Annotated in this window: 14 protein-coding genes; 9 read left to right on the top strand and 5 right to left on the bottom strand. The window is 34.2% G+C overall.

What is annotated here, in order from left to right; genetic code table 11:
* Both AC2DZ0_RS06910 and AC2DZ0_RS06905 read right to left on the bottom strand, forming a co-directional pair.
* Positions 1–2,280, bottom strand: coding sequence for an FAD-dependent oxidoreductase (locus AC2DZ0_RS06910; RefSeq protein ID WP_484644556.1), 2,280 nt, complete (start codon positions 2,278–2,280; stop codon positions 1–3).
* Positions 2,281–2,306: 26 nt separating this feature from the next.
* Positions 2,307–3,869, bottom strand: a complete 1,563-nt coding sequence (locus AC2DZ0_RS06905; protein ID WP_484644555.1) for a sodium:solute symporter family protein — start codon at positions 3,867–3,869, stop codon at positions 2,307–2,309.
* Positions 3,870–4,114: 245 nt separating this feature from the next.
* On the opposite strand from AC2DZ0_RS06905, the gene AC2DZ0_RS06900 reads away from it, so the two are divergent.
* Complete coding sequence (locus AC2DZ0_RS06900; RefSeq protein WP_484644553.1) at positions 4,115–5,122, top strand: LacI family DNA-binding transcriptional regulator; 1,008 nt, start codon at positions 4,115–4,117, stop codon at positions 5,120–5,122.
* A 53-nt stretch (positions 5,123–5,175) separates the two neighbouring features.
* Here AC2DZ0_RS06900 and AC2DZ0_RS06895 read toward each other — a convergent pair whose 3' ends face one another.
* The 3 genes from AC2DZ0_RS06895 to AC2DZ0_RS06885 are packed head-to-tail and all read right to left on the bottom strand — an operon-like array spanning position 5,176 to position 8,158.
* Positions 5,176–6,054: a hypothetical protein gene (locus AC2DZ0_RS06895; RefSeq protein ID WP_484644552.1), complete on the bottom strand. Its 879-nt coding sequence runs from the start codon at positions 6,052–6,054 to the stop codon at positions 5,176–5,178.
* Positions 6,054–7,217 (bottom strand): carboxypeptidase-like regulatory domain-containing protein, encoded by a 1,164-nt coding sequence (locus AC2DZ0_RS06890; RefSeq protein WP_484644551.1) that lies wholly within the window; start codon positions 7,215–7,217, stop codon positions 6,054–6,056. The genes AC2DZ0_RS06895 and AC2DZ0_RS06890 overlap by 1 nt, the downstream gene beginning before the upstream one ends.
* 56 nt (positions 7,218–7,273) lie before the next feature.
* Positions 7,274–8,158 carry a T9SS type A sorting domain-containing protein gene (locus tag AC2DZ0_RS06885; protein ID WP_484644549.1) on the bottom strand — a complete coding sequence of 295 codons (885 nt, stop codon included), beginning with the start codon at positions 8,156–8,158 and terminating at the stop codon, positions 7,274–7,276.
* 348 nt (positions 8,159–8,506) lie between these two features.
* On the opposite strand from AC2DZ0_RS06885, the gene AC2DZ0_RS06880 reads away from it, so the two are divergent.
* The 8 genes from AC2DZ0_RS06880 to AC2DZ0_RS06845 all read left to right on the top strand — a co-directional run bounded on the left by AC2DZ0_RS06880 (position 8,507) and on the right by AC2DZ0_RS06845 (position 23,224).
* Positions 8,507–10,990 (top strand): glycoside hydrolase family 2 TIM barrel-domain containing protein, encoded by a 2,484-nt coding sequence (locus AC2DZ0_RS06880; RefSeq protein ID WP_484644548.1) that lies wholly within the window; start codon positions 8,507–8,509, stop codon positions 10,988–10,990.
* A gap of 11 nt (positions 10,991–11,001) precedes the next feature.
* Entirely contained in the window at positions 11,002–12,681 is a 1,680-nt protein-coding gene (locus AC2DZ0_RS06875) for a sulfatase-like hydrolase/transferase (protein ID WP_484644547.1), read from the top strand.
* An 8-nt stretch (positions 12,682–12,689) separates the two neighbouring features.
* Positions 12,690–14,078, top strand: coding sequence for a glycoside hydrolase family 28 protein (locus tag AC2DZ0_RS06870; RefSeq protein ID WP_484644545.1), 1,389 nt, complete (start codon positions 12,690–12,692; stop codon positions 14,076–14,078).
* 228 nt (positions 14,079–14,306) lie between these two features.
* Positions 14,307–15,908, top strand: coding sequence for a sulfatase-like hydrolase/transferase (locus AC2DZ0_RS06865; protein ID WP_484644544.1), 1,602 nt, complete (start codon positions 14,307–14,309; stop codon positions 15,906–15,908).
* Positions 15,909–16,142: 234 nt separating this feature from the next.
* Positions 16,143–17,693: a sulfatase family protein gene (locus AC2DZ0_RS06860; protein WP_484492291.1), complete on the top strand. Its 1,551-nt coding sequence runs from the start codon at positions 16,143–16,145 to the stop codon at positions 17,691–17,693.
* Positions 17,694–17,896: 203 nt separating this feature from the next.
* Positions 17,897–18,445: an RNA polymerase sigma-70 factor gene (locus AC2DZ0_RS06855; RefSeq protein WP_484492290.1), complete on the top strand. Its 549-nt coding sequence runs from the start codon at positions 17,897–17,899 to the stop codon at positions 18,443–18,445.
* 118 nt (positions 18,446–18,563) lie between these two features.
* Complete coding sequence (locus AC2DZ0_RS06850) at positions 18,564–19,730, top strand: FecR family protein (protein WP_484644543.1); 1,167 nt, start codon at positions 18,564–18,566, stop codon at positions 19,728–19,730.
* Between the two features lie 155 nt (positions 19,731–19,885).
* Entirely contained in the window at positions 19,886–23,224 is a 3,339-nt protein-coding gene (locus tag AC2DZ0_RS06845; protein ID WP_484644541.1) for a TonB-dependent receptor, read from the top strand.
* The last annotated feature ends 22 nt before the right edge of the window (positions 23,225–23,246 follow it).

Below are 23,246 nucleotides of genomic sequence, written 5' to 3'. Positions count from 1 at the left end.
TTATGCGCATACAATTTCGAAAATAGAAGCAGGTACTTTGTCAGACGGGTGCTCTACTTCAATGGTTAAACTTGAGGTTTTAATTTTTTTATCAAATTTCCATGTGTTTATGGTTTGATAGTTTCCTGTGTTTTGAACAACTATATTTCCATGTTCGTCTTTGATTGTATAGTTCCTTAGGCAGAATGGAGCAACTTCTTCAGGATGTCCCATAAGTGTTGATTCTAAAGGATGATCATAGTCGTTATCCATAAACAAAGTTATCTGACTAATTTCTTGTGGTTGCACCCAACTTATATTAATGTTAGGAGTTGAATCACTCAACTCAGCAGTCCATGAGTTAACTGTTGTATTTGGTCTAACAAAACCATTTCCTAAGTTACTTACATTAAAAGCTTCTATAGCTGGTGAAATTTCCATGGCAATGTTTTTCCCTTCTGGTCGTCTTTGAGGAATCCAAAACTCAAAAGTATCAACCCCGATGTTTTCTGGTGGGGTTTGTTTACCATTATTAGAAACGGCTTTATTAACTCCGTTAAATACTGAAAGAATACCACTAAAACGTTGGTTGCTATTTTTAAGTTCAATAGAAGGGTTGGATAGAAAGGTAACAAATCCATATTGATTTTCTTGTACTGAATTGTCAAAGGTGAATTCAATAAATTGTTGTCCTTTTTTTACTGAAATAGTTTGTTTTTCAAGTATTAGTTCAGGGCAATAATTATCTGCTTTTTTAGAAGTTCTAAGTTGAATTTCTAATTCAGTATCTTCTTGTGCGTTCACTTCAATTTTGAAACTGTATTTTGTGTTTGCTGTTAAAGGAAGTAATTGTGCAGCAGAAGTCGCTAAATTAGTCCAGTTTCCATCAAATTTTATAGTCGACAGACTTAAATTAGAAGAACTTGAAATATCGGCTGACGTTAATAAATTACTCTCTTTTTGGATAGATACATTTGGGATGCTTTGACCAAAAAGATTTAATTCATTTTGTAATTCTTTTATCAAGCCATTTTCCAATATTCCTGCAGGTTTCACTTTTTTGGAAATGCACATGTTTGCTGCAGCTCCAATCGCTTGAGCACATAATCCTGTTGTTGCCATAACTCTTGTAGATCCAAAGGCTACATGTGTTGCGCTAATAATACGACCGGCTAAAAATAAGTTATCAATGTCTTTGCTGACAAAAGATCTGTAAGGGATGTCATAAATACCCTTAGAATGCCATTGTGTACAACCTGATTTTTCACTATAAACTCCATCGGCAGGGTGTAAATCAATCGCCCAACCACCATGTGCGATGGCATCATCAAATTTACTTTGGTTAATAACATCCTGTTGTTTCATCATGTATAAACCTTCAAAACGTCGACTTTCTCTTTTTCCTGGTACAGTACCTACCCATTCCAAGGTCATATTTTCAACATCTTCAAATTCACCTGAGTTTTTAATATAGTCCCATACTCCATATATGATTTTCCAAAGTTCGTACTTGATTTCTTCTGTGTCATGAATAGTATCTCCTCGGCCGCCATATTCAAACCACCAGAATCTACAACCTTTGTCGTCTTTCCCAATAGCTTTATATCGAGGAATTGCTTTGATGTCTTTGAGAGCAAATTCGGGAGCAGTAAATTTAACTGGTTTATCCGTATTTTTACTGTAGAAGTACATAGAATGACCTAAAAGCTCACCATAAGATTTATCTGGTGCAAATAATTCTCCAAATTCTTCTTTGGTTTCAGCTCCCATTCTAAAAGAAGCGCCTGCTTTAAAGGCAACAATTCCATCTCCTGAGGCGTCACAAAATAATGGAGCGTTAACTATATACTCTGTCGAGTTTTGTGGGTTAAACGCCTTTACAGAATTGATGTTTCTGTCATCTGATTTTTCTATATCATAGACTGAGGTATTTAACAGAAGTGTAATGTTTTCTTCGTTTAATACTTTTTCTAATAAAACAGTATCAAAAATAACGGCATTTCCTTCTTTATTTCTATATAGATTTTCAACCAAGATTTCATCCATTACACCTCCTTCACGAGACCAACGGTTGTTGTTTCCTAGATGTGAGGTTGCTCCTAAAATCCACAGGCGAACTTCTGATGAAGCATTTCCTCCTAAAACAGGACGGTCATGGATAAGGACAGTTTTAGTTCCTTTACGTGCTGCAGTTATTGCGGCACAAACACCGGCGGTACCACCACCTATAATAACCAATTCGGTGTTTAGGCTAGTAGTTTTGTTTTGTCTTACGTCTGCTATATGATTTTCAACAATCATTGTGTTTTATTTTTAGTTATAATGTTTTATTTCTCTGTATTTTTTTTGATAATGATCGCTCCTAGAATAAGTACTGCGGTACCCATTCCTCCGACTAACATAACTCCAGTGTCGGCAATGAACGAAAGTCCTAGAATTAACAAACCTGTTGAGAAAACTCCAATACCAATAACTCTTCCTCCTTTTTTGTTTCCACTTCTAGATTCTTCTTCAGTAGGACTGCTCTTTTTTGATACTTTCTCTAAGTATTCAGCGTGCTGCGTGTTTTCCAGATTCTGTTGTTTTGCGATTAGATCAAATACCAATAGTAAGATAATTGGAATCGCAACACCTACACCCATTTCAGTAGCTCTATCGAGGGAGAAAGAAAAAATAGAGGGACTAATGAATTTAAAAAATCCATTGATAGTAAGGGAAATTAATGTTACTGCTAAAACGCTTTTTCCAGTTTGATATTTCGAGAATAAAGCCCAAAGAGGAGGTAAAAACATTGCACCGCCGGTAAGGGCTGCCAAACTCATTACCACATTTACGATTCCTCCCATTAACGGTACAAGGAGCGCCACAATAATAGTAATTACCCCTAGGGAAACCGTTGCGGTTTTACCAATTTTAACGAGCTGAATATCTGAAGTTTGTGGTCTAAAGTGTTTGTAAACATCATTAGCCAAAACTCCAGCTGAAATATTCAATGTTGTGTTCACTGAACTAGAGGTAGCGAAAACCATCCCGCCAAGCATAAGACCTAACATTCCAACAGGCAATACCTCTTTACACATAAGTAAATAAGCACCTTCCTCTGCTAAATCACCTAATCCTGGGTTCAGTACTTTATAAATCATTGGTGGCAACATCCAAATCAATGGGCTAATTGTATATAAACCTCCAAATAACCAGCCAACTTTTTTAGCTTCCTTAGGGGTAGCAACACTAGTATATCTTTGGACATATGCCCAGTTACCAGCGATAAAAAATAAATTATATAAGCCAAAAGCGACTAGGAAACCTGGAGTATATTCATCATTTACAAAATCGAAAAAATTATCAGGAGCAAGTGATATAAAGTTATCAACTCCTCCAGTTTTTTCAAAAGATAATGGAACTACTATTAATACCGCTGCAGTGAGTACTACGAATTGCAGTACATCTGTCACAATTACAGCCCATAAACCACCGACAGTAGTGTAAATTAAGATTAGGATTCCCAAGAAAATTACACTCGCACTAATTGGGATTCCTGTAGATACTTCTACAATTTTTGCAACCGGATATAAGAATGCACCTGTGGTAAAAACCGAAATTAATAGAAATAAATATGTGTATATTTTTTGTGTTTTATAACCTAGTCTGTCTGTTATGAATTCAGCTGCTGTCAAAGCCTTTGTTTTTTGCCATTTAGGAGCTATCCAGAACCCTATGATTAAACCAGCAATACACATAGTCCATTGAATTGCGATTGCTACCCAACCACTTTTGTATGCAATGGAGCCCCAAACAACGAAGGTTCCAGCCGAAAAGAAACTCATAAATAAAGAAAGTCCACTCATCCACCATGGTAAAGCACCTCCAGCGGCAAAATATGATTTCATGTTTTTCCCCGCTTTTGAGAAGCTCATTCCACATATAAAGACTAATAACGTGAAGACTAAAATTACTGTAATATCAATAAGACCCATATAGATTTGATTTTTAGATACTGCAATTTCGATTAATTTTAAGTTTTTCACAATGGAATCCATAAAATGATTTCCGAAAACGTTCCCGAAAACGGTTTTTATTTACGAGAACGTTTCCGTGATTTGCGAGAAACTTAATAAATGCCTAATATTGGTATATGAAACATACAACAATTAAGGATGTTGCAAAAAAATTAAATGTTTCCGTATCAACGGTTTCAAGAGCATTTAATGACAAGTATGACATTCGTACCGAAACTAAAGAATTGATTTTAAAAACAGCAAATGAGATGGGGTATAGACCTAATCCGATTGCCAGGAAATTGATTCAACAGCGCTCCTTAAATATTGGAATTATAGTACCTGAATTCGTAAATGGTTTTTTCCCGGAAGTCATAATTGGAGCTCAAGAAATATTATTGGAACAAGGATATCAAGTGTTGATAATGCAATCTAATGAATCTTCGGAAACAGAGTTAAAAAATGTGGAGACCATGATTGATAATATGGTGGATGGTTTGATCATTTCATTGTCTTGTGAAAATCAAAATATTGAAAAATATAAGGAACTGATAAAACAAGATGTACCTATGGTTTTTTTTAATAGGGTAGTTGAGGAATTGGAAGCTTCAAAAGTAGTTTTTGACGATTATAAATGGGCTTTTTTCGCTACGGAACATTTAATAGTACAGGGGCATACGGATATTGTCCATTTTTCTGGACCAAAGGATTTGTCGCTTTCTAAGAACAGAGCTCATGGTTTTGATGCGGCGCATAGAAAACATAAGATTGAATTAGGTAGAAAAATTCAATGTGGTTTTTCTATGGAGGAAGGGGCACGTGTTGCCTTAGAGCTAATTGAGCAAAATGAAGTTCCAACGGCTATTTTCTCAGCAAGCGATGCTGCTGCTATCGGTGCAATGAAGGTATTTAAAGATCATGGATTTGAGATACCAAAGGATATTGCAATTGTTGGCTTTTCTGAATCAAGGTTGGCAGAACATATTGCACCACCATTAACTTCGGTAAGTCAACCCACAAAAGATATTGGTCAGACTGCCGCAAAATTATTACTAGAGCAAATAGAAACTAAAGGGATATTTGTACCCCAAACAATAGTTCTTAATGGGAGGTTAAACGTAAGAGAGTCGTCAATTAAACTTTAAAGTAAAAGAATAAACTAAAAAGCAACGATGTGACTCGTTGCTTTTTTTTTCGCTTATTTTTTTAGAGGATAGAATCGAAAAAAATCTATTTCTAATGTAGAATCGGTATAATCGCTAAATTTAAAACGTTGTTTTTTATAGGGGTTGTAAAGGTTTCCTATATACCAAAACATTTCAGTAGCGCATTCTTTTGGAATACTTCCGATGGAAGGCTTTTCGTTATTAAATACTATACGTCGGCCAATTTTAACCCACTTTTTATCGGATTCTTCCCAAAGTTGAATGTAATCTGGATGGTATTCAAGTCCTATGGTTTTCCATTTGTCAAATCCTTCAGTAACTTTTTTTAACATAACAGCCTTTTCGTATCCTAGTTTTTTTCCATTGGCGTCATTTACTTTAACTGATTTACCCAATGATGGTACTTTAACTCTACATGGCGCATCAGAACTCCATCTACCAGTTGGGGTGTTTTCAAATTCGATCATATCGATTTCTAACCAATTACCTCCAGTTTTTATACACTCTTTTCCTTCATCTGTTTGACCATTGCACTGAGCGCTCCAAACACTTGGGTGCCATATGTTTTGCATGTGATTTGGTATTCCGGATACTCTGAAGCGAGTAGAAATGAAACCGAAATGAGATTTGTTTTTTGATACAATTCCTCCTGCTTTTCGGTCTTCTAAACTTCCGCGACAGATAAGTTTTCCATTTACTCTTGAAACATATTTATCTCCAGGTCCAATACCGCTTGGTTTTGTTTGTCTGTAGTTCCATTTTTTTAAATTTACTTTTCCATTGCCGTTAAATTCATCTGATATGGACTTATCGACTTTCACTTCGTAGATGTCCCTTACAGAGCTAGGTAATTTCTGGGCGACTGCACTAGATAGTACGAACAGACTTATGCAAAAAAATAGTTGTTTCATTATTGTTTATTTGAGTATTTAAATTGATTTTCCATACTAACACCAAAGTTTGCTTCTAATTCTTTTTTGATCTCTTTAAAATACTTTGTGTCTGGGGGAGCGTTGAAGTTAGTCCAAAATTCGGGATGGTATTCAATTTTTAATTTTGCCATGTCCGTTGTATGTGCTAAAGGTTGATCTCTAACTTTTGTTTTCTTTTTATTGGTTTCTAGGTCTAAAATAAAAACTTCGTGTTTGTAAGTAGCAGATATTTTATTATTTGATTTACCTAATTTTCTTTGTAAGTCGGCAGGGATAGTTTCCATTGATTTCCATTGTCTAGAATGGTATCCTAGATATAGTTTGCCTTCTTTGTTTTTTTTGTAAACAAATAGAGAGTTGTTTGCCCTATTTTCGATCTTATAAATTTTGTACGTGTCTACACCAATATAGAGTTTATAGGAAGCTTGCTTTTTTGGTTTTCCTTGGATGATGACAACATCTTCTCCTTCGTATGAAGAGTCACCAGTCTTCTTCCAGGTTGTTTTTTTTATGTTTATGGATTGTCTAAGTGGGTTTCTGATAGTCATTGGTATAACTGAGTGTCTATATTCAGTTTTTTTGAAAAATCGATAATCAGCCGATTTTCTTGATTCTAAAACTTCAATGGCGCTTATATTTCTGGCAGAGGGACCTTTGTCAGAAATTTTCATATAATGCTCTACAAAAAAACGGGCTGTTCCTTCTTCACTTGAGGCGCGTCGATAAAGCATGGTCAATTGATGTTTTGTGCTAACCGTATTTTCTTTTAGTTTTTCTATGGCCTTACTAACATATACTTCTGGTTTTAGAATTTCAATCTCGTTTAGACTGATGGAACTTTCGGATAATTGAATAACGTTATTCTCTCGACTAAGAAATTCACTAATTTTAATATTAAAAGTATCGAAACCCAAACAGTTAATTGAAAGGCTATCTTGCTTTTCCTCCTCAGTCACCAACAAAATAAACTCTCCATCTTCGTTGGTAATTGTTCCTTTCGTATTGTTAGCATAACTCACAGAAACATACGGAATAGTCATGTCTGTGTTATCTTTAACGATACCAAAAACCTGGGTTTCTTGAGAGAATAACTCTAAAGAGCACAAAATGAAAAGAACTGTTATGCAAAATGTGTTTTTCATGTGTGAAAGTTTGGTTGATTAGCTCTACATAAATCAAAATTATCTAGAGCTTTTGGTTAATTTTTAATTATTCTTTGACTAGTCGTGTTACCATTTATTTCTGTAAGTTCAATTATATAAAATCCATTTGAGAAATTAGAAATATCCAGCTTAAAGTTTTTAGAACTAATATTGTTTTCAGAAATTAATTTACCACTTACGTTAAAAATAGATATTTTAGAAAGTCTAGCTTCTGATTTAATTTGCAACTCATTTTGAACTGGATTAGGGAAAACCATCACCCCTAAGCTGTTTATTGTGGATACATTCGCAGATGGTGCTTCATATTCAATATTTCCGGGGTTGCTTGGGTGGGATTCGCTACCAAATTTAAAGTAGGTTTCGTCGCTTGATCCAGCTGATGCATCTGATTGCACAGTTACTTCAAAACAAATTTCTGTAATACTGGAGGCTTTCATACTATTTAAATAGGTAAGTATGTCAAATTCAAAATAGGTACCTACGCTTGCTCCACCAGAATATGTGAACGTTGCAACAGAGGCTTCTACCGTTCGGCCGGTATAAAAATCTGTAGTCCAACTACCAGAAGTAATAGGAAGATCTGTACCGTCAACTCCATCTGAAATACCGTTGATAGCGATTACTCTGTCTCCAGGTATTTCTTCTTTATTGTTAGAGGTATTGTATATTTTAAATTTTGCACTAGTCAAAGTCAGACTATTTAAACTGCTAATGTCAAAGTTATAGTACATTTTTCTTCCGTACTTGGAGTCGGCAGTCCCTCCGATTTTTAGTTGGTTTTCTTCGTTGCCCCAATTCCCTCCTGGATTTCCGTTTCCTTCAAAAGTATAACCGCTGTCGGAGGATGTTAGTGTTTGTTGAGCATAAAAGTTAAAATGTAATAGAACTAAAAGTGTTGTAATAATGTAGTTTTTCATCATAATAAAAGTGTTTGGTTATTAGTTGTTTATGGTAAATATAGAGAGAAGAAAAGTTGTTTTTTTCGATTGGAGATTTTTTATTCTCGGGAACGATACCGAAAACGTTTTTATTTTTCGGTATCGTTTTCGGAATACTGACTTGATGTAGGAAGGATTAGTAATTGGTTTTTCGAATTCAATTTTCATTTGTATCACAGGAGTGTCAAAAAGATGATTTTAACTTTTATGAGATTAGAAAAATAAGTAGAACAAATGTTTTTTAAAGGGCTACAGATATTCATTTGCTTTTTTTGCACTTGGGATAGGGCTATATTTACCCAAGTTAACTTTATGATAATAAAAAAGAATATGAAATATTTCAAATTTTTAATGTCCCTTGTATTGTTTGTTTTGATGATGCCTTTAAGTTCTTGTAATTCAAATAGCGTTACGGTTGTTAAAGATCAAGATTTTAATAAGGGTTGGAGGTTTAAAAAGGCTTCAATTAACAACGGACAGGAGGTTTCGTTAGACGACTCTTCGTGGAGGAGTCTTGATTTGCCTCATGATTGGGCGATTGAAGGACCGTTTAGTAATAAGCATAACGCAAGAACTGGTGGTTTGCCGGTTACAGGAGAAGCTTGGTACAGAAAGCATTTTGAACTAGAATCTATTCATAAAGATAAGCGTATTTCCGTAGAATTTGATGGAGCTATGAACAATGCAAAAATTTGGGTAAATGGTTCTTATGTGGGAGGTAGACCTTATGGTTATATTGGTTTTGAATTTGATATTACGGATTTTGTAAAGTTTGATCAAGCAAATATTATTGCAGTTCAACTGTCTCCAGAAGATTTATCGGCAAGGTGGTATCCAGGAGCCGGAATATATAGAAATGTTAGATTGAAAATTAACAATTCAGTACATATTCCACGATATGGTATTTCAATTACGACCCCGTCAATTAAAGACGGAAATGCAATTGTACAAGTTGATACAAAGGTTAAAAATACGGGTAATTCATCCGTAGAGGTTGTTTTAGAAACAAAAATTAAGGACAAACAAGGTTTGGTTGTGGCAAGAGAGGTTTCATCTGCTTCTATGGAGGGAGGATCTGAGATAAGCCTGACTCATGATATAAATGTTGACAATGTTACTTTGTGGGAAATTGGAAATTCGTATTTGTATACTGCCGAAACGTCAATTAAAGTAGGAAAGCAAATCGTGGATGCAGTTTCTAATAACTTTGGAGTTAGGTCAATTGCTTTTGATGCTGAAAAAGGATTTTTATTGAATGGAACAGTTACACAGTTGAATGGGGTCTGCATGCATCATGACCAAGGACCTTTAGGTGCTGCTGTGAACTATAGAGCAAAGCAACGTCAAATGCAAATTATGCAGGAAATGGGAGTAAATGCGTTAAGAACAAGTCATAATCCTCCTTCTCCTGAAATGTTACAAATTTGTGATGAATTGGGGATTGTTGTCATTACAGAAGCGTTTGATGAATGGAAATTAGGAAAAGTAGAGAATGGGTATCATAAATATTTTGATGAATGGCATGAACGAGACCTAAGAGATATGATTATGAGGGATAGAAATCATCCTTCTGTAATTATGTGGAGTATCGGTAATGAGATTTTAGAGCAGTCTAAAAAAGATGGATGGAAATTAGCGAAGCATTTAAGTGATATTTGCCATGATCAAGATCCTACAAGGCCAACTACAGCTGGATTTAATTATTATCCTGCACCATTTAAAAATAAATTAGCGTATCAAATAGATGTGGTTGGAATGAATTATTGGTCTGATAAATATGCGGAAATTAAAAATAACAATCCCGGGATTATTTTATATGGTTCAGAAACCTCTTCTCAAACGAGTAGTAGAGGAGTGTATCATTTGCCAATAGATTTTTTACCTAAAAAGGAAACAAATCACGTGTCTAGTTATGATGCAATTGTGGGGCCGCCTTGGGCATATGCTCCAGATATTGAGTTTGACGATCAAGAAAAAAATCCGAATTCTTTGGGAGAGTTTATTTGGACTGGTTTTGATTATTTAGGAGAGCCTACTCCTTATGGAGGTAGAGATAATTCTACAAATGGGTATTGGAATGATGATTGGCCATCTAGATCATCATATTTTGCTCCTGTGGATTTATGTGGATTCCCTAAGGATCGTTATTATTTATACCAAAGTCAGTGGACAACAAAACCGATGGTTCATGTATTACCTCATTGGAATTGGAAAGGTAAAGAAGGAGAGATGATCCCTGTATATAGTTATACTAATTGTGATGAAGTTGAACTATTTGTTAACGGAAAATCTTATGGAAGAAGAATAAAAGGAAAAGATTTTACAATGATTCCTTCTGAGTACCATGGTTTTGAAAAAGGAATGTATAAATCGAAATATCGCTTATCTTGGAATGTTCCTTATAGCCCTGGTGCTATTAAAGTAGTTGCCTATAAAAATGGGAATATAGCGGCCGAAAAAGAAATTAGAACGTCAGGTAAACCTGCAAAAATAGTGTTACAAGCAGATCGAGAGCTGATCAATGCTGATGGTTCCGATTTGTCATTCGTAACAGTACGTGTGGTGGATAAAGATGGGAATTTATGTCCATTAGCAGACAACCTGATTGAATTTAAAGTAACGGGACAAGGAAGTATTGCAGCTGTTGGAAATGGTGACCAGACTTCATTGGATTCTTTTCAAGAACCAAATAGGAAAGCTTTTAATGGTTTGGCAATGTTAATTGTGAAATCAACGGAGAAATCTGGAAATATTAAAATTATCGCTACCGCTGAGAATTTAAAAGAAACAACCATTACGGTTCAAACAAAATAAATTATTGAAACATGAATATTACAAAAATGAATAAAATTTTATTCGCAATGACTTACTTATTAGTAGGTTCATTTTTAAATCTGCAAGCTCAGAAAAAGTCAAAACAACCCAATATTGTTTTTATTCTAACCGATGATCAATCGTATGGAATGATGGGATGTACAGGAAATGAAATAGTACAAACTCCTAATATTGATAGATTAGCAAAAGATGGAGTGCTTTTTACCAATGCACATATTTCAAGTGCTATTTGTACTCCTAGTAGAATTTCTATCCTTTTAAGTCAATATGAAAGAAAACATGGGGTGAATTTTAACTCGGGTACTGCAGTATCAAATGAGGCTTGGGAAAAATCATATCCAGTTGTTATGAGAAATGCTGGTTATTATACAGGGTGGATTGGTAAGAATCATGCCCCAATAGGAGAAGGAGGATATACGAGTGGCTTGATGGAAAAAAGTTTTGATTATTGGTATGCAGGTCATGGACATATTCGTTTTTATCCAAAACAAGTACATGATATTTTCAATGATGCTATTGCTTCTACTCAGCCAGAGGTGATCAATGAAGGAGTAGATGATTTTTTAGATCCAAATGCTAGAAAATTAAAAGGAGCAGTTAAGTTTTTAGAAACGAGACCAGCGGATAAGCCTTTTTTGTTGTCAATCAATTTTAATTTACCTCATGGAGCTGGAACTAGTTCTATGAAAATGAAAAAAACAGATGACGAGATATATAGAACATTATATAGAGATATAGATATTCCTTTACCAGCAAATTATATTGCTAAAAAAGATATAAAAACACCAAAGTTGCCTGGAGATTTGTTGCGTGCAGAAGATCGTCAAACAGGTTATAATTATTCTGATACTCCAAAGGATGTTAAAGAAAGGTATATCAGGCAGCTTCAAGCCATGACAGGAATTGATCGATTGGTAGGGAATTTACGTTTGAAGTTGAAAAAACTGAAGTTGGATAAAAATACAATTATTGTTTTTACATCGGATCACGGATTGTTTATGGGAGAGCAAGGACTAGGAGGAAAGGCTTTGTGTTATGAAAAAACGACACATGTTCCTATGATTGTGATGAATCCAAAAGCAAAACGAAAGAATAAAGGAAGAAAAAGTGATGCTTTGGTACAGTCAATAGATGTTGCTCCTACAATGTTAAGCATGGCAGGTGTAGAGATACCTCAAGAATTTCAAGGGAAGGACATATCAAATTTATTAGTGAATAAAAATGCTGAGGTAAGAGATTACGTTTATACAGAGAATCTATGGTCTACTCAGTTTGGAAACCCTAAGTGTGAAGCTGTTCAAGATAAAGAGTGGAAATACATCAGGTATTATAAAAATACTACATTCTCTGCATCAAAAAAGATAGCCACAGCTAAGGAATTAGGGGTTCCTGTAAACAAAATGTTGTATGCAACACATGATCCTGATATTGCTTATTACAGATACTTATCGGATTCTTCTTTAGAGGGAGAACAGCCTGTCTATGAGGAGTTATATAATTTAAAAAATGATCCTTCAGAATTAAAAAATCTTGCTGACAAAAAAGAAAACAAAGAAATTCTTGAAAAGTTACGCTCTGTTTGGAAGGAGGAGATTATCATGGCTAGAGGAACCGGTAAACCGAAAGTGTTGAGATATACAAATGACAGTCACCCTAAAGGTGGACATTAATTTTAAGTATGAAGAAAATTATATTAATTCTTTTTTTTAGTATTCAATGTCAGATTTTTGCGACAGAATTCAATGTTTTGGATTTTGGAGCGAAAGCCGATGGGAGTACTATTGATACAGAAGCGGTGCAATTAGCAATTGATGCTTGCACAGAAAATGGTGGAGGAAAGGTCATTATTCCAGCGGGTAAAACCGTTGTGGTCGGAACTCTTTATATAAAAGATTTTGTAACTCTATATATAGAGAATGGAGCTGTTTTATTGGGTAGTCCGAATATTAAGGATTATACTACCGATACTCATTATAACACTTATAAGGACGAACCGCATATGGATCGTTGTTTGATTTTTGCTTCTAAAGCGAAGTCTTTTAGTATTCAGGGTAATGGTGTGATAGATGGGAATGGAAGTCCTGAAAATTTTAATAAAAAATTGGGAGGAAGACCAATGTTGTTGCGTTTTTACAAATGTAACGATATCAAACTTCAAGATGTAACTTTAAGAAACCCGGCTGCATGGACATCAGCATGGCTTTATTGTAATGAAATAGTTGTTTCAGGTATTAAAATTGTTAGTCGCGTAAATCGTAATGGAGATGGTTTGGATTTTGATGGGTGTACCAACGTTAGAGTAAGTGATTCTTCCTTTGATAATAGTGATGACTCTATTTGTTTACAGGCATCAAACGCGAGCTATCCATGTAAAAATATTACGGTAACAAACTGCATTTTTACTACAAAATGGGGAGGTATGCGTATCGGATTGGCTTCGAGAGGAGATTTTGAATCTGTAACAGTTTCTAATTGTACATTTTTTGATATTCAAGATTCTGGTTTGAAAATTCAGATGAATGAAGGGGGAGAAATGAAAAATATGACATTTTCTAATTTGGTAATGAAAAATGTACCACGACCTGTTTTTATGACCTTTTGTCAACAAAGAGCGGGGGTTGATATGCCAAAGAAAATGTTTCCCATGAAAGCAATGCATGGATTTATTTTTAGTGATTTTATTGTAGATAATAGAGAATTGGATAAGAATTCAGCTTTCTTTATAACAGGTATGCCAGGACATAATATTGAAGACATTCAAATGAATAATATTCAAATGACTGTTTCCGGAGGTGGTACTAAAAAGGATGCAGACAAGATTATTAAGGAGTATACATTGGAAACTCTTGGGAACTGGTGGCCGGAATTCAGTAAGGTTGGCACGTTGCCAGCTTCTGGGGTTTATGTGAGGCATATAGATGGTTTAACGATTAGGAATTTTCATTTAAATACCGATGAAGAAGATGAACGTCCATTCATCGTTCTAGATGATGTTTCGAATGGTGTAGTGTCTAGCTCTTTTTTGAATAGAAAAGCTGTTCGTAAAAAAGATATTGTTAGAAAGTAAATTTTATATTTAGAATAGAATAAAAGGTCCTGCAAGAAATTGTGGGACTTTTTTTGTAAGTGTTTTAAGGTTGTATTTTGATTTTGAGGTTGTTAGTGAGTATCGCATTAAAGGTTAAAACATTTATGGTAATAAGAAAAACATTTGTTCACAGCAGATTCTGCATGATGGCATAGCTTTGTGGAACCAAGAAAAGTTAAGATGTAACCTTGAAAAAAGAATATAGATATGAATGTTTTAAAAATAATTATCTCATTTGCTTTGGTGCTACCGATAATGAGTATTGCACAAAAAACAAAACCTAATATTGTATTGGTTTATGCTGATGATATTAGTGCAAGAGAGTTTCCGGTGTACAATTCAAAAGTTTGGAATGGAGATTCTAAAGGAGAAAGTACAGATATGAATATGAGAGCTAAAACGCCTGTATTAACAAAATTAGCCACTGAAGGTTTGTATGTGAAAACGGCCTGGGCAGCTACTATTTGTTCTCCAAGTAGAGCTATGATGATGACAGGAAGATATGCCGATAAACATAAGTGGTGGCATAATGGAGATCTTGGATTTTCGACAGATAAAAAAGGGAAAAAAAGACCTTGGCCCTTGTACGAGAGTTCAACATTGATTGGCCATATAGCTCAAAAAGCAGGCTATGCTACACTTTGGTCTGGAAAAACTCAGATGAAGGGATCTGATTTACAAAAATTTGGTTTTGATGAAGGGGTTTTTACTCCGGGAGAACAAGGGGCACCGAATAATCCTATGACTGATTTTAAAATTATTCCTAAGAAAATAAACGGCAAAAAGGTTTATATCAATGCAGATACAGGTAAGCAAGTGGATACCTATCAGCAATATGGTTGGTATTGGCAACCTCATGTACGTTTAATGAATCACCCAAGTCAAAATGAAAAATTAGCTTGGTGGCCAAGTACAAAAAAGGATAAAAAGAATTTTGGTTTAAATACATTTGGACCCGATGTAGAATTGGAATTTATTTTTGATTTTATGGAGAGAAAACACAAAGAGGATAAACCCTTTTTTGTTTATCATACAACCCATTTAGGGCATGGATCGGTTGATTTTTTTAATCAACATCCAAATAATAAATATCCACAAACTCCAAAAATTGAATGGAAAGGGAATAAATATGTTCGCTATGCTCCGAATGTAACCGGTGATAATGGTGTATATGATACGCATAATTCTTTATCAAAGCCTGGAATTAGAAATCATATTAATTATTTAGATTACCAAGCCTGGCTATATATAAAGAAGTTCAAGGAGTTAGGTGTAGAGGATAATACCATTTTTATTTTTTGCGCTGACAATGGAACTCATTATTATGGTAAAGGAAGTCCTGTAAGTCAAAAAGGAACGCATGTGCCTTTTATAGTGTATGCACCAGGATTAAATTTAACAAAGCAAGGAGAACAAGATATTTTGGTGAATATTGCGGATGTATTGCCTACCATTGCTGATATTACAGGGGGTGCTATAGAAAAGAATTATGAGCTTGATGGAGTGAGTTTATGGCCTTATTTGACTACTGATATGAAAAAGCATAGAGATTGGATTTATGCTTATAGAAAAGATCAGCAGTTGATTAGAGGTTTTGAGGTAATGAAAGATGGTAAAGGAACTTGGTATGACGTTAGAAAAACACCAGATGATTTGGTAAGTTTTCCGATAATTAAGAATTGGGATAAAGTGCCGAAAAGTCTGAAGCAGGAACAAGAACGATTCCTGAAATTATTGCCAATTTATGATTTGCATGATACAGCACATGATGCACCTGGTTATGTGCCGAAAGTAAAGAGCAAAAAATAAGTATTGTTTTTTAGATCCTTTCAGTTTCTTGAAGGGATTTTTTTTACTTGAATTTTAGATGAAAATTTGGGGTAAAATTTAGTTGAAATCTCTTATTTACAGAACAAATGTTTTAAAATGAAGCTGCTCTGATTTTCGAAGTATTTTTGATGTTTATGTTCATTATATTTGAATGAAATGAAGTTTAAAAAGAATCAAATTTGTTCTTTTCTAAACGAATTATAAAAATATTATATGATGAAAATTGATTTTTTAAGAGTCTTGATTTTAGGGTGTTTTCTGATTTCTTTTAGTGGAGTACAAGCTCAAAAAAAGAAAAAACCAAATGTGATTGTTATTTATACGGATGATCATAGATATACCGGTATTCATGAGCTTGGAGGAATGCCAGTAAAAACGCCAAATATTGACGGTCTAGCAAAAGAAGGGATAGTTTTTACAAATACGTATTTGATGGGAGCATTTTCTGGAGCTACTTGCATGCCTAGTAGGGCTATGTTGCATACCGGGCGTCAGTTGTTTCATTTAAAAGGAAAAGGAAGAGAGCTTCCGTTAGATCATCATTCGATGGGGGAAACCTTTCGGAAATCTGGATATCGCTCTCATGTAATAGGGAAATGGCATCAAGATAGAGCTTCCTTGTCACGTTCATTTGATTCAGGGGATCACATAATGGGGATTGGAGTTTATTTAACAGATCATTACAGAATGCCACTTTGGGATTGGGATCATAAAGGTGTTTTTCCAAAGAAAGATGCTTATTTAATAGAATTTGATGACAAAGGAAAAGAGGTTCAGAGACCTATTGCAAAAACAGATAAGAGAGGACCTACAGGTAATGAGGAACTAGGACCCCATACGTCGGAAATATTTGCCAGAGATGCTGTAAATTATATTAAAAAATATAAAAAACGAGACCCTTTTTTTATGTATTTGGCTTTTCATGCTCCACATGATCCTAGACAAGCTCCCCAAGAATACAGAGATATGTACCCAATAGAAAATATGGAATTGACACCTTCCTATCAAATGCAACATCCTTTTGATAACGGAGATATGGTTTTAAGAGATGAAGCATTAGCTCCATGGCCTAGAACAGAGGAGGTTGCAAAAGAACATTTGGCGAGTTATTATGCAATTATTACCCATTTAGATGCTCAAATAGGAAAAGTGATAGAGGCATTGAAAAAATCAGGTAAATATGATAATACACTGATTGTATTAGCTGGAGATAGTGGATTGGCAGTTGGAAATCATGGTTTGATGGGGAAACAAAGTTTGTATGATGAGGATGGAATTCATGTACCTTTTGTTATTTCTGGTGGAGCAGCACCTGATTCAGGAAAAAGACTTGGAGCATATTCATATATACATGATATTTTTCCTACGATTTGCGATGTAGTGCAAATTCCAATTCCTACTTCTGTAGATGGACTGAGTATGTTACCAGTTATAAATGGCGAAAAAGAACAAGTGCGAGCGTATACTTATCATGCCTACAAACAATTTCAAAGAGCCTATCGAAAGGGAGATTATAAATTAATTGAATACGTAAGATCAGAAGGAGAACATTATAAAAGAGGGAAATTTATTGCAGGATCTAGAGTGACACAATTATTTAATTTTAAGAAAGATCCTTGGGAGATAACAGATCTATCCTTTTTACCAGAATACAGCAGTAAATTAGATTCAATGAAAAGAGAGATGGTTGAAAAAGCGATTGAATTAAAGGATAAAAAAGGGAATACTTTGGGGGAAAAATATGACTTTTGGGAGGCATATTAAAAAAAAACAAGAAAAAAATATTTTTTTTATGAGTAAAATAAACCCATGTAATTAACCATATTACCTGGGTTTATTAGTTTATTTAGAACTCATTGTTTTTGTGGAAATGTCGCCTTAGATAGATTTAGGTTTGACAAGTAGGAATCTTTTAATTACTTTTATTGAGCAAAGTTCTGACCAAATTTTTGTAAAAAATAACCACATTGAAGCCCAACAACAAACAGAAACTAACTTTAAATAAATTCAAAGATATGTATGGATCTTACCATACGTCTTTGATTATTTTTGCTGAAAAATATGTGCAGGATCTGAGCATTGCGAAAGATATTGTACAAGATGTTTTTATTAAAATTTGGGAAAAAGATGTTGTTTTTGCGAATCAAAACAGCATCAAGTCTTACCTCTACACTTCTGTAAGAAATAAAAGCTTAGATTATTTAAAAAGTAAAGAGTTTGCAATTAAAAGAGAATTGTCGCCTTTAGAAATGTCAATTTTGGAAAGCGATTCTTATTTTGAAAAAGAACTTTTAATGGAAGAAGTTTCTAGACTCGTGCATGAAGCAGTAAACACTCTGCCTTATAAATGCAAGGAAATTATTTTGTTAAGTTTGAAAGGTTTGAAAAATGAACAAATCTCCGAAGAGTTATCCGTTTCCATAAATACGGTTAAAACACAAAAAAGAATTGCTTACCAAAAATTAAGACCGATGTTAAATGGTGCTTATGTTTTTATTGCATTTATTTTTAATTAATTTTTTTTTTTTTTTTTTTTTCACCCCCTTTTGATTTTTTATCGTCTTAGTAATGTAACGTGTCCGATAGGCACCTTAAATTGCTATGAAAAATAATTCTGTTCATAAAATTTCTCGAATGGCAAAAATAATTGCCAAGGCTAAACTGAATAAACAAAAGGTTGATTCTCAGGAGATCTCTGAGTTTTATAATGAAAAAGACGCCAAAGAAATTTTATCTCGATTAGAGGAAGGGGAGTTTATCAAGCGGAGAGAAAAGAAAATTAAAAAAATAGAGGAAACTAAAAATGAGGATTGGGAAAATTTACTTTTAAAGTTACAGCCAACTCCTAAAAAAAGCTACTGGTTACAAATTTCAAGAATTGCCGCAGTTTTAGTTCTTTCTTTGTCGGTGTATTATTTTTACAATAATGAACCCGAAAAAATTGAATCGTCCATTGATTTAACTCAAGAGGATTTTGTTTTTGATGAGAAAGATGTTTTATTAAAATTAGATAATGGTCAAGTTGAGGTTATTTCAGCAGATGGAACGAAAACGTTGGTTGATTCAGAAGGAAAGGTAATCGGAAAACAGATTGGAAAACAATTAGATTATAAAACTGTCAAAAAAGAACATATTGCGAAAAAGCTAGTCTATAATGTTTTATCTGTCCCTTACGGAAAAACTTTTCAAATCGAATTGTCTGATGGAACTAAGGTTCATATGAATGCAGGGTCTACATTGAAATATCCCGTGGCATTTATAGAGGGTAAAAAACGGGAAGTGTTTTTACATGGAGAAGCATTTTTTGATGTGACAAAAGATCCAAAACATCCTTTTATAGTAGCAACGGATAAATTAAATATTCGAGTTTTAGGAACTTCTTTTAATGTAAGTTCTTATGAAGAAGATAAACAGGTAAATACTGTTTTGGTGGAAGGAGCGGTTTCTTTATATAGCAAAGGTGATGTGTATAGTAAAGAAAATAGTGTAGCTCTTAAACCAGGCAGAAAAGCTACCTGGAAAAAGGGATCTGAAGTGATAAAAATCAAAAAAGTTGATACCTCAATTTATACGGATTGGAGGTATGGGAAAATAAGATTTAAGCACATGCAGTTTCGTGATATTTTAAAAAAGCTAGAAAGACATTATAATGTACAGATCACGAATTCCAACGAGGGACTAGCGAACCAATCGTTTACTGCAACTTTTGATGTTGAAACCATAGAACAAGTTCTACAATCGTTTGATAAAAATTACAAATTAACCTATGTGATTAACGGTGATAGAATTCAAATTAAATAATTTAACTAAACTTAACCAATAAACTACTTTTTATGACTTAACCAATTTTACTTGCCACAGAACTACATTTATAAAAAAAAACCGGGAAATGCTGGAACATAACCCGATTGAAAATGTAGTGATTTTTTTTAACCACTAAACCTTATAACAAAAGTATGAAAAATCTCATTAATGTAGGAGAACGATTCCCCTATGCCTTAAAGTTTGATTTAAAGATGAAATTAACCGTTTATCTATTTATTATATCACTCTTTCAAATACAAGCGAATACCTATTCTCAATTGACTAAAATTTCCATGGATTTGGATAATGTAACCATTGAAAATGTATTGCTTGAGATTGAAGAGAAGACAGAATTTAAGATTTTATATAATGACAATGAAGTTGACTACAACAGAAAAGTTTCTGTGAATGTAGAAAATGAATTGGTATTTACAATTCTAGATAATTTGTTTGATAAAACTAAAATCTCTTATGAGATAGTTGACAAACAAATTGTGCTATTAAACAACCCTTCTAAGCCTTTGACAACGGCAGCTATTCAGCAAACAAAAGTTGTTTCTGGAACTGTTTTAGATGATACAGGCGGACCGTTACCTGGAGCTTCTGTCATGGTGCAGGGAACAAGTGTTGGAGGAACTACAGATTTTGATGGTAAGTTTTCTTTGGAGGCTCCATTAAGTGCTACAACAATTATTGTTTCTTATATGGGATTCAAATCAAAAACCGTTTCTATTGGTGATGGAACAGGTATTACAGTTGCATTAGAACCAGATTCAGCTACTTTAGATGAGGTGATTGTTGTTGGTTACGGAACAGTGAAGAAATCAGATGTTACAGGATCTATTTCTAGTATTAGTGCAAAAAGTTTTGAAGATCAACCATTAGCTAGGGTAGAAGACGCTTTACAAGGTAGAGCTGCCGGGGTTTCCGTAGCTAAACAGTCAGGAACACCAGGTGGACCTGTTAAAGTTAGGATTCGTGGTGCGAATTCAATAACAGGAAACAATGATCCTTTGGTTGTAGTAGATGGAATTATTGGAGGAGATCTTTCAACGATCAACCCAAATGATATCGCTTCTATGGAAGTATTAAAAGATGCTTCTGCAACAGCTATTTATGGATCTCGAGGAGCAAATGGAGTTATCTTAATTTCTACTAAGAAAGGTTCTGGGAAATCTAAAATGGATGTAGATTACTTTACTTCTTTTTCAACTGTTCCAAAAATGTTAGAAAGTTTAGGAGCAGATGCTGCTAACTTTGCTAGAATTGAAAATTTAAAAAGAGGAAGCGAGTTTATTCCACAGTCAGAAATAGACGAACTAGCACAGTCAGGAGGTACAAATTATCAAGATTTATTGTTTAGAACAGCGATAAGTCACAACTTGCAACTTTCTATGAGTGGAGGAACAGAAGATTTTAATTATTTTGTTTCTGGAAACTACTTAAACCAAGAAGGTGTTGTTCAAACTACTGGATATCAACGATTTTCTATTCGTTCTAATGTGAATGCAAAAATTACGAATAAGTTTAAAGTTGGAAGTAATATTTATGCAAGTAGAGGTAAAACAATCAATGATATCGAACAATTTGGTCGTTATCAAGGTACTTTGGTAACACACGCCATTGCTTGGGATCCTACAACACCATTGGTAAATGATGCAGGAATGAACAATGAGCGCTCTACTAGAGAATTGGCATCTCTTAACTACAATCCAATTCATAGATTGAACTTGAGTGATCTTCAAAAAATTGAGGATCGATTGAATGTGAATTTCAACTTAAGTTATGATATTGTTGAATCGTTGAATTTTTCTGTTGTAGCAGGAGCAAGCACAATTGGTATCACGAACGAAAATCTTAAAATGGATTTTGAAGCACCAGATGCTAACTTTAGTAGTTTTAAGACTACAAATTATCAAGTAAGTAATATCTTAACTTGGAAGAAGTCATTTGGAAAGAACAATGTTGTAGCGACTGGTGTTTATGAATTTTCAAAAGGAGAGTCAAGATATAATGCATACGGAGCAAATGATTTAATTGGTCCAGCAGGGTTTTATTTTGCTGAGTTAAACAAAGGATATAGTATCTCAAACAATAAAGTTGAGACAGGGATTTCTTCTTTTATGGCCAGAGTTGGTTACGATTGGGATAAAATCTTTTTCTTAACAGGTACGGTTCGTTCAGATTCTTCTTCTAGATTTCAAGGAGATAATAAAACAGGTACATTTTACTCATTCGCGTCATCATACAGTTTTAGCAATATGAGCTTTGTTGCTGATAGCGATGTTTTGAGTAACTTAAAAATTAGAGCAGGATGGGGACAAGTAGGAAATCAAGATATCAATGCCTACAGTACTTTCCCAGAAGTTAGTATCAATCAAAAATATTCTTTTAACGGTTTGCCTGCTCCTGTTCAAGGATCTACAATTGCAGGGATTGGAAACCCAGATACTACTTGGGAAACAACAACTCAGTTGAATGTAGGAGTTGATTTAGGATTTTTAAATAACAAATACAGTTTAAGTTTAGATTGGTATAAAAAGAATACAACAGATTTATTATTGAATGTACCAATTCCTGAAACATTAGCGGGTGTAAACATCAGTCAGATTCAAAATGTTGGTGAGGTTCAAAATACAGGGTTTGATATTACTTTAGGAGCTAATTTTATTGATACTGATAGTTTTAGATGGGACGCTAATTTAACGATGTCTAAGATTAAGAATGAGGTAATAAGTCTATATGACGGAAAAACTGAAATTCAAGGAACTTTCCAAAGTACAGATGGTCAAGGAGATATTTGGAATATTATTCAAGTAGGGGAGCCATTAGGACAATTCCAAGGAGCTACTTTTTTAGGAACATGGAAATCTACGGATAACATTCCATTAGATCCGGATACTGGTAATCCGATTGCAGTGCCAGGTGACGCTAAGTATTTACTTGATGATAATAACGAAAAAGTTATTGGAGCTATCGGAAATGGTACACCAGATTTTATGTGGGGTTTCAACAATACGTTTACCTACAAGAATTGGGATATAAACCTTTTCATTCAGGGAGTTCATGGATTTGATGTTTATAATACTACAAGAGCAATTATAGTTGGAGCTTCAGGAAACCAAAGAAGTTATATGCATCCAGAGCAATTAAATCAATGGACACCTACTAATGAAACAGATATTCCAGCAACTGGAGAAAATGTTTATGGGTCTACCAGATATGTTGAAAAAGGTGATTTCATAAGATTAAGTAACTTAAATATTGGTTATACTTTTAGAAATATTAAAGGAATTGAAACTTTGAAAATATATGGGGGTGGTCAAAATTTATTCTTGATCTCTCAATATTCAGGGTATGATCCAGAATTAAGTTCTAGACCTGCGGATGTAGCTGTAAATCCAGCAAATACAGATAGTGCAGTTGGTATTGATGCCGGAGCGTATCCAAATCCTAGAATTTTTTCTATCGGAGCAAAATTCCAACTTTAATAACCAAACTAAAAACATACAA

This window comes from Flavicella sp. IMCC45668 (genome assembly GCF_057219105.1).
This window is presented reverse-complemented; position numbering and strand designations above follow the sequence as displayed.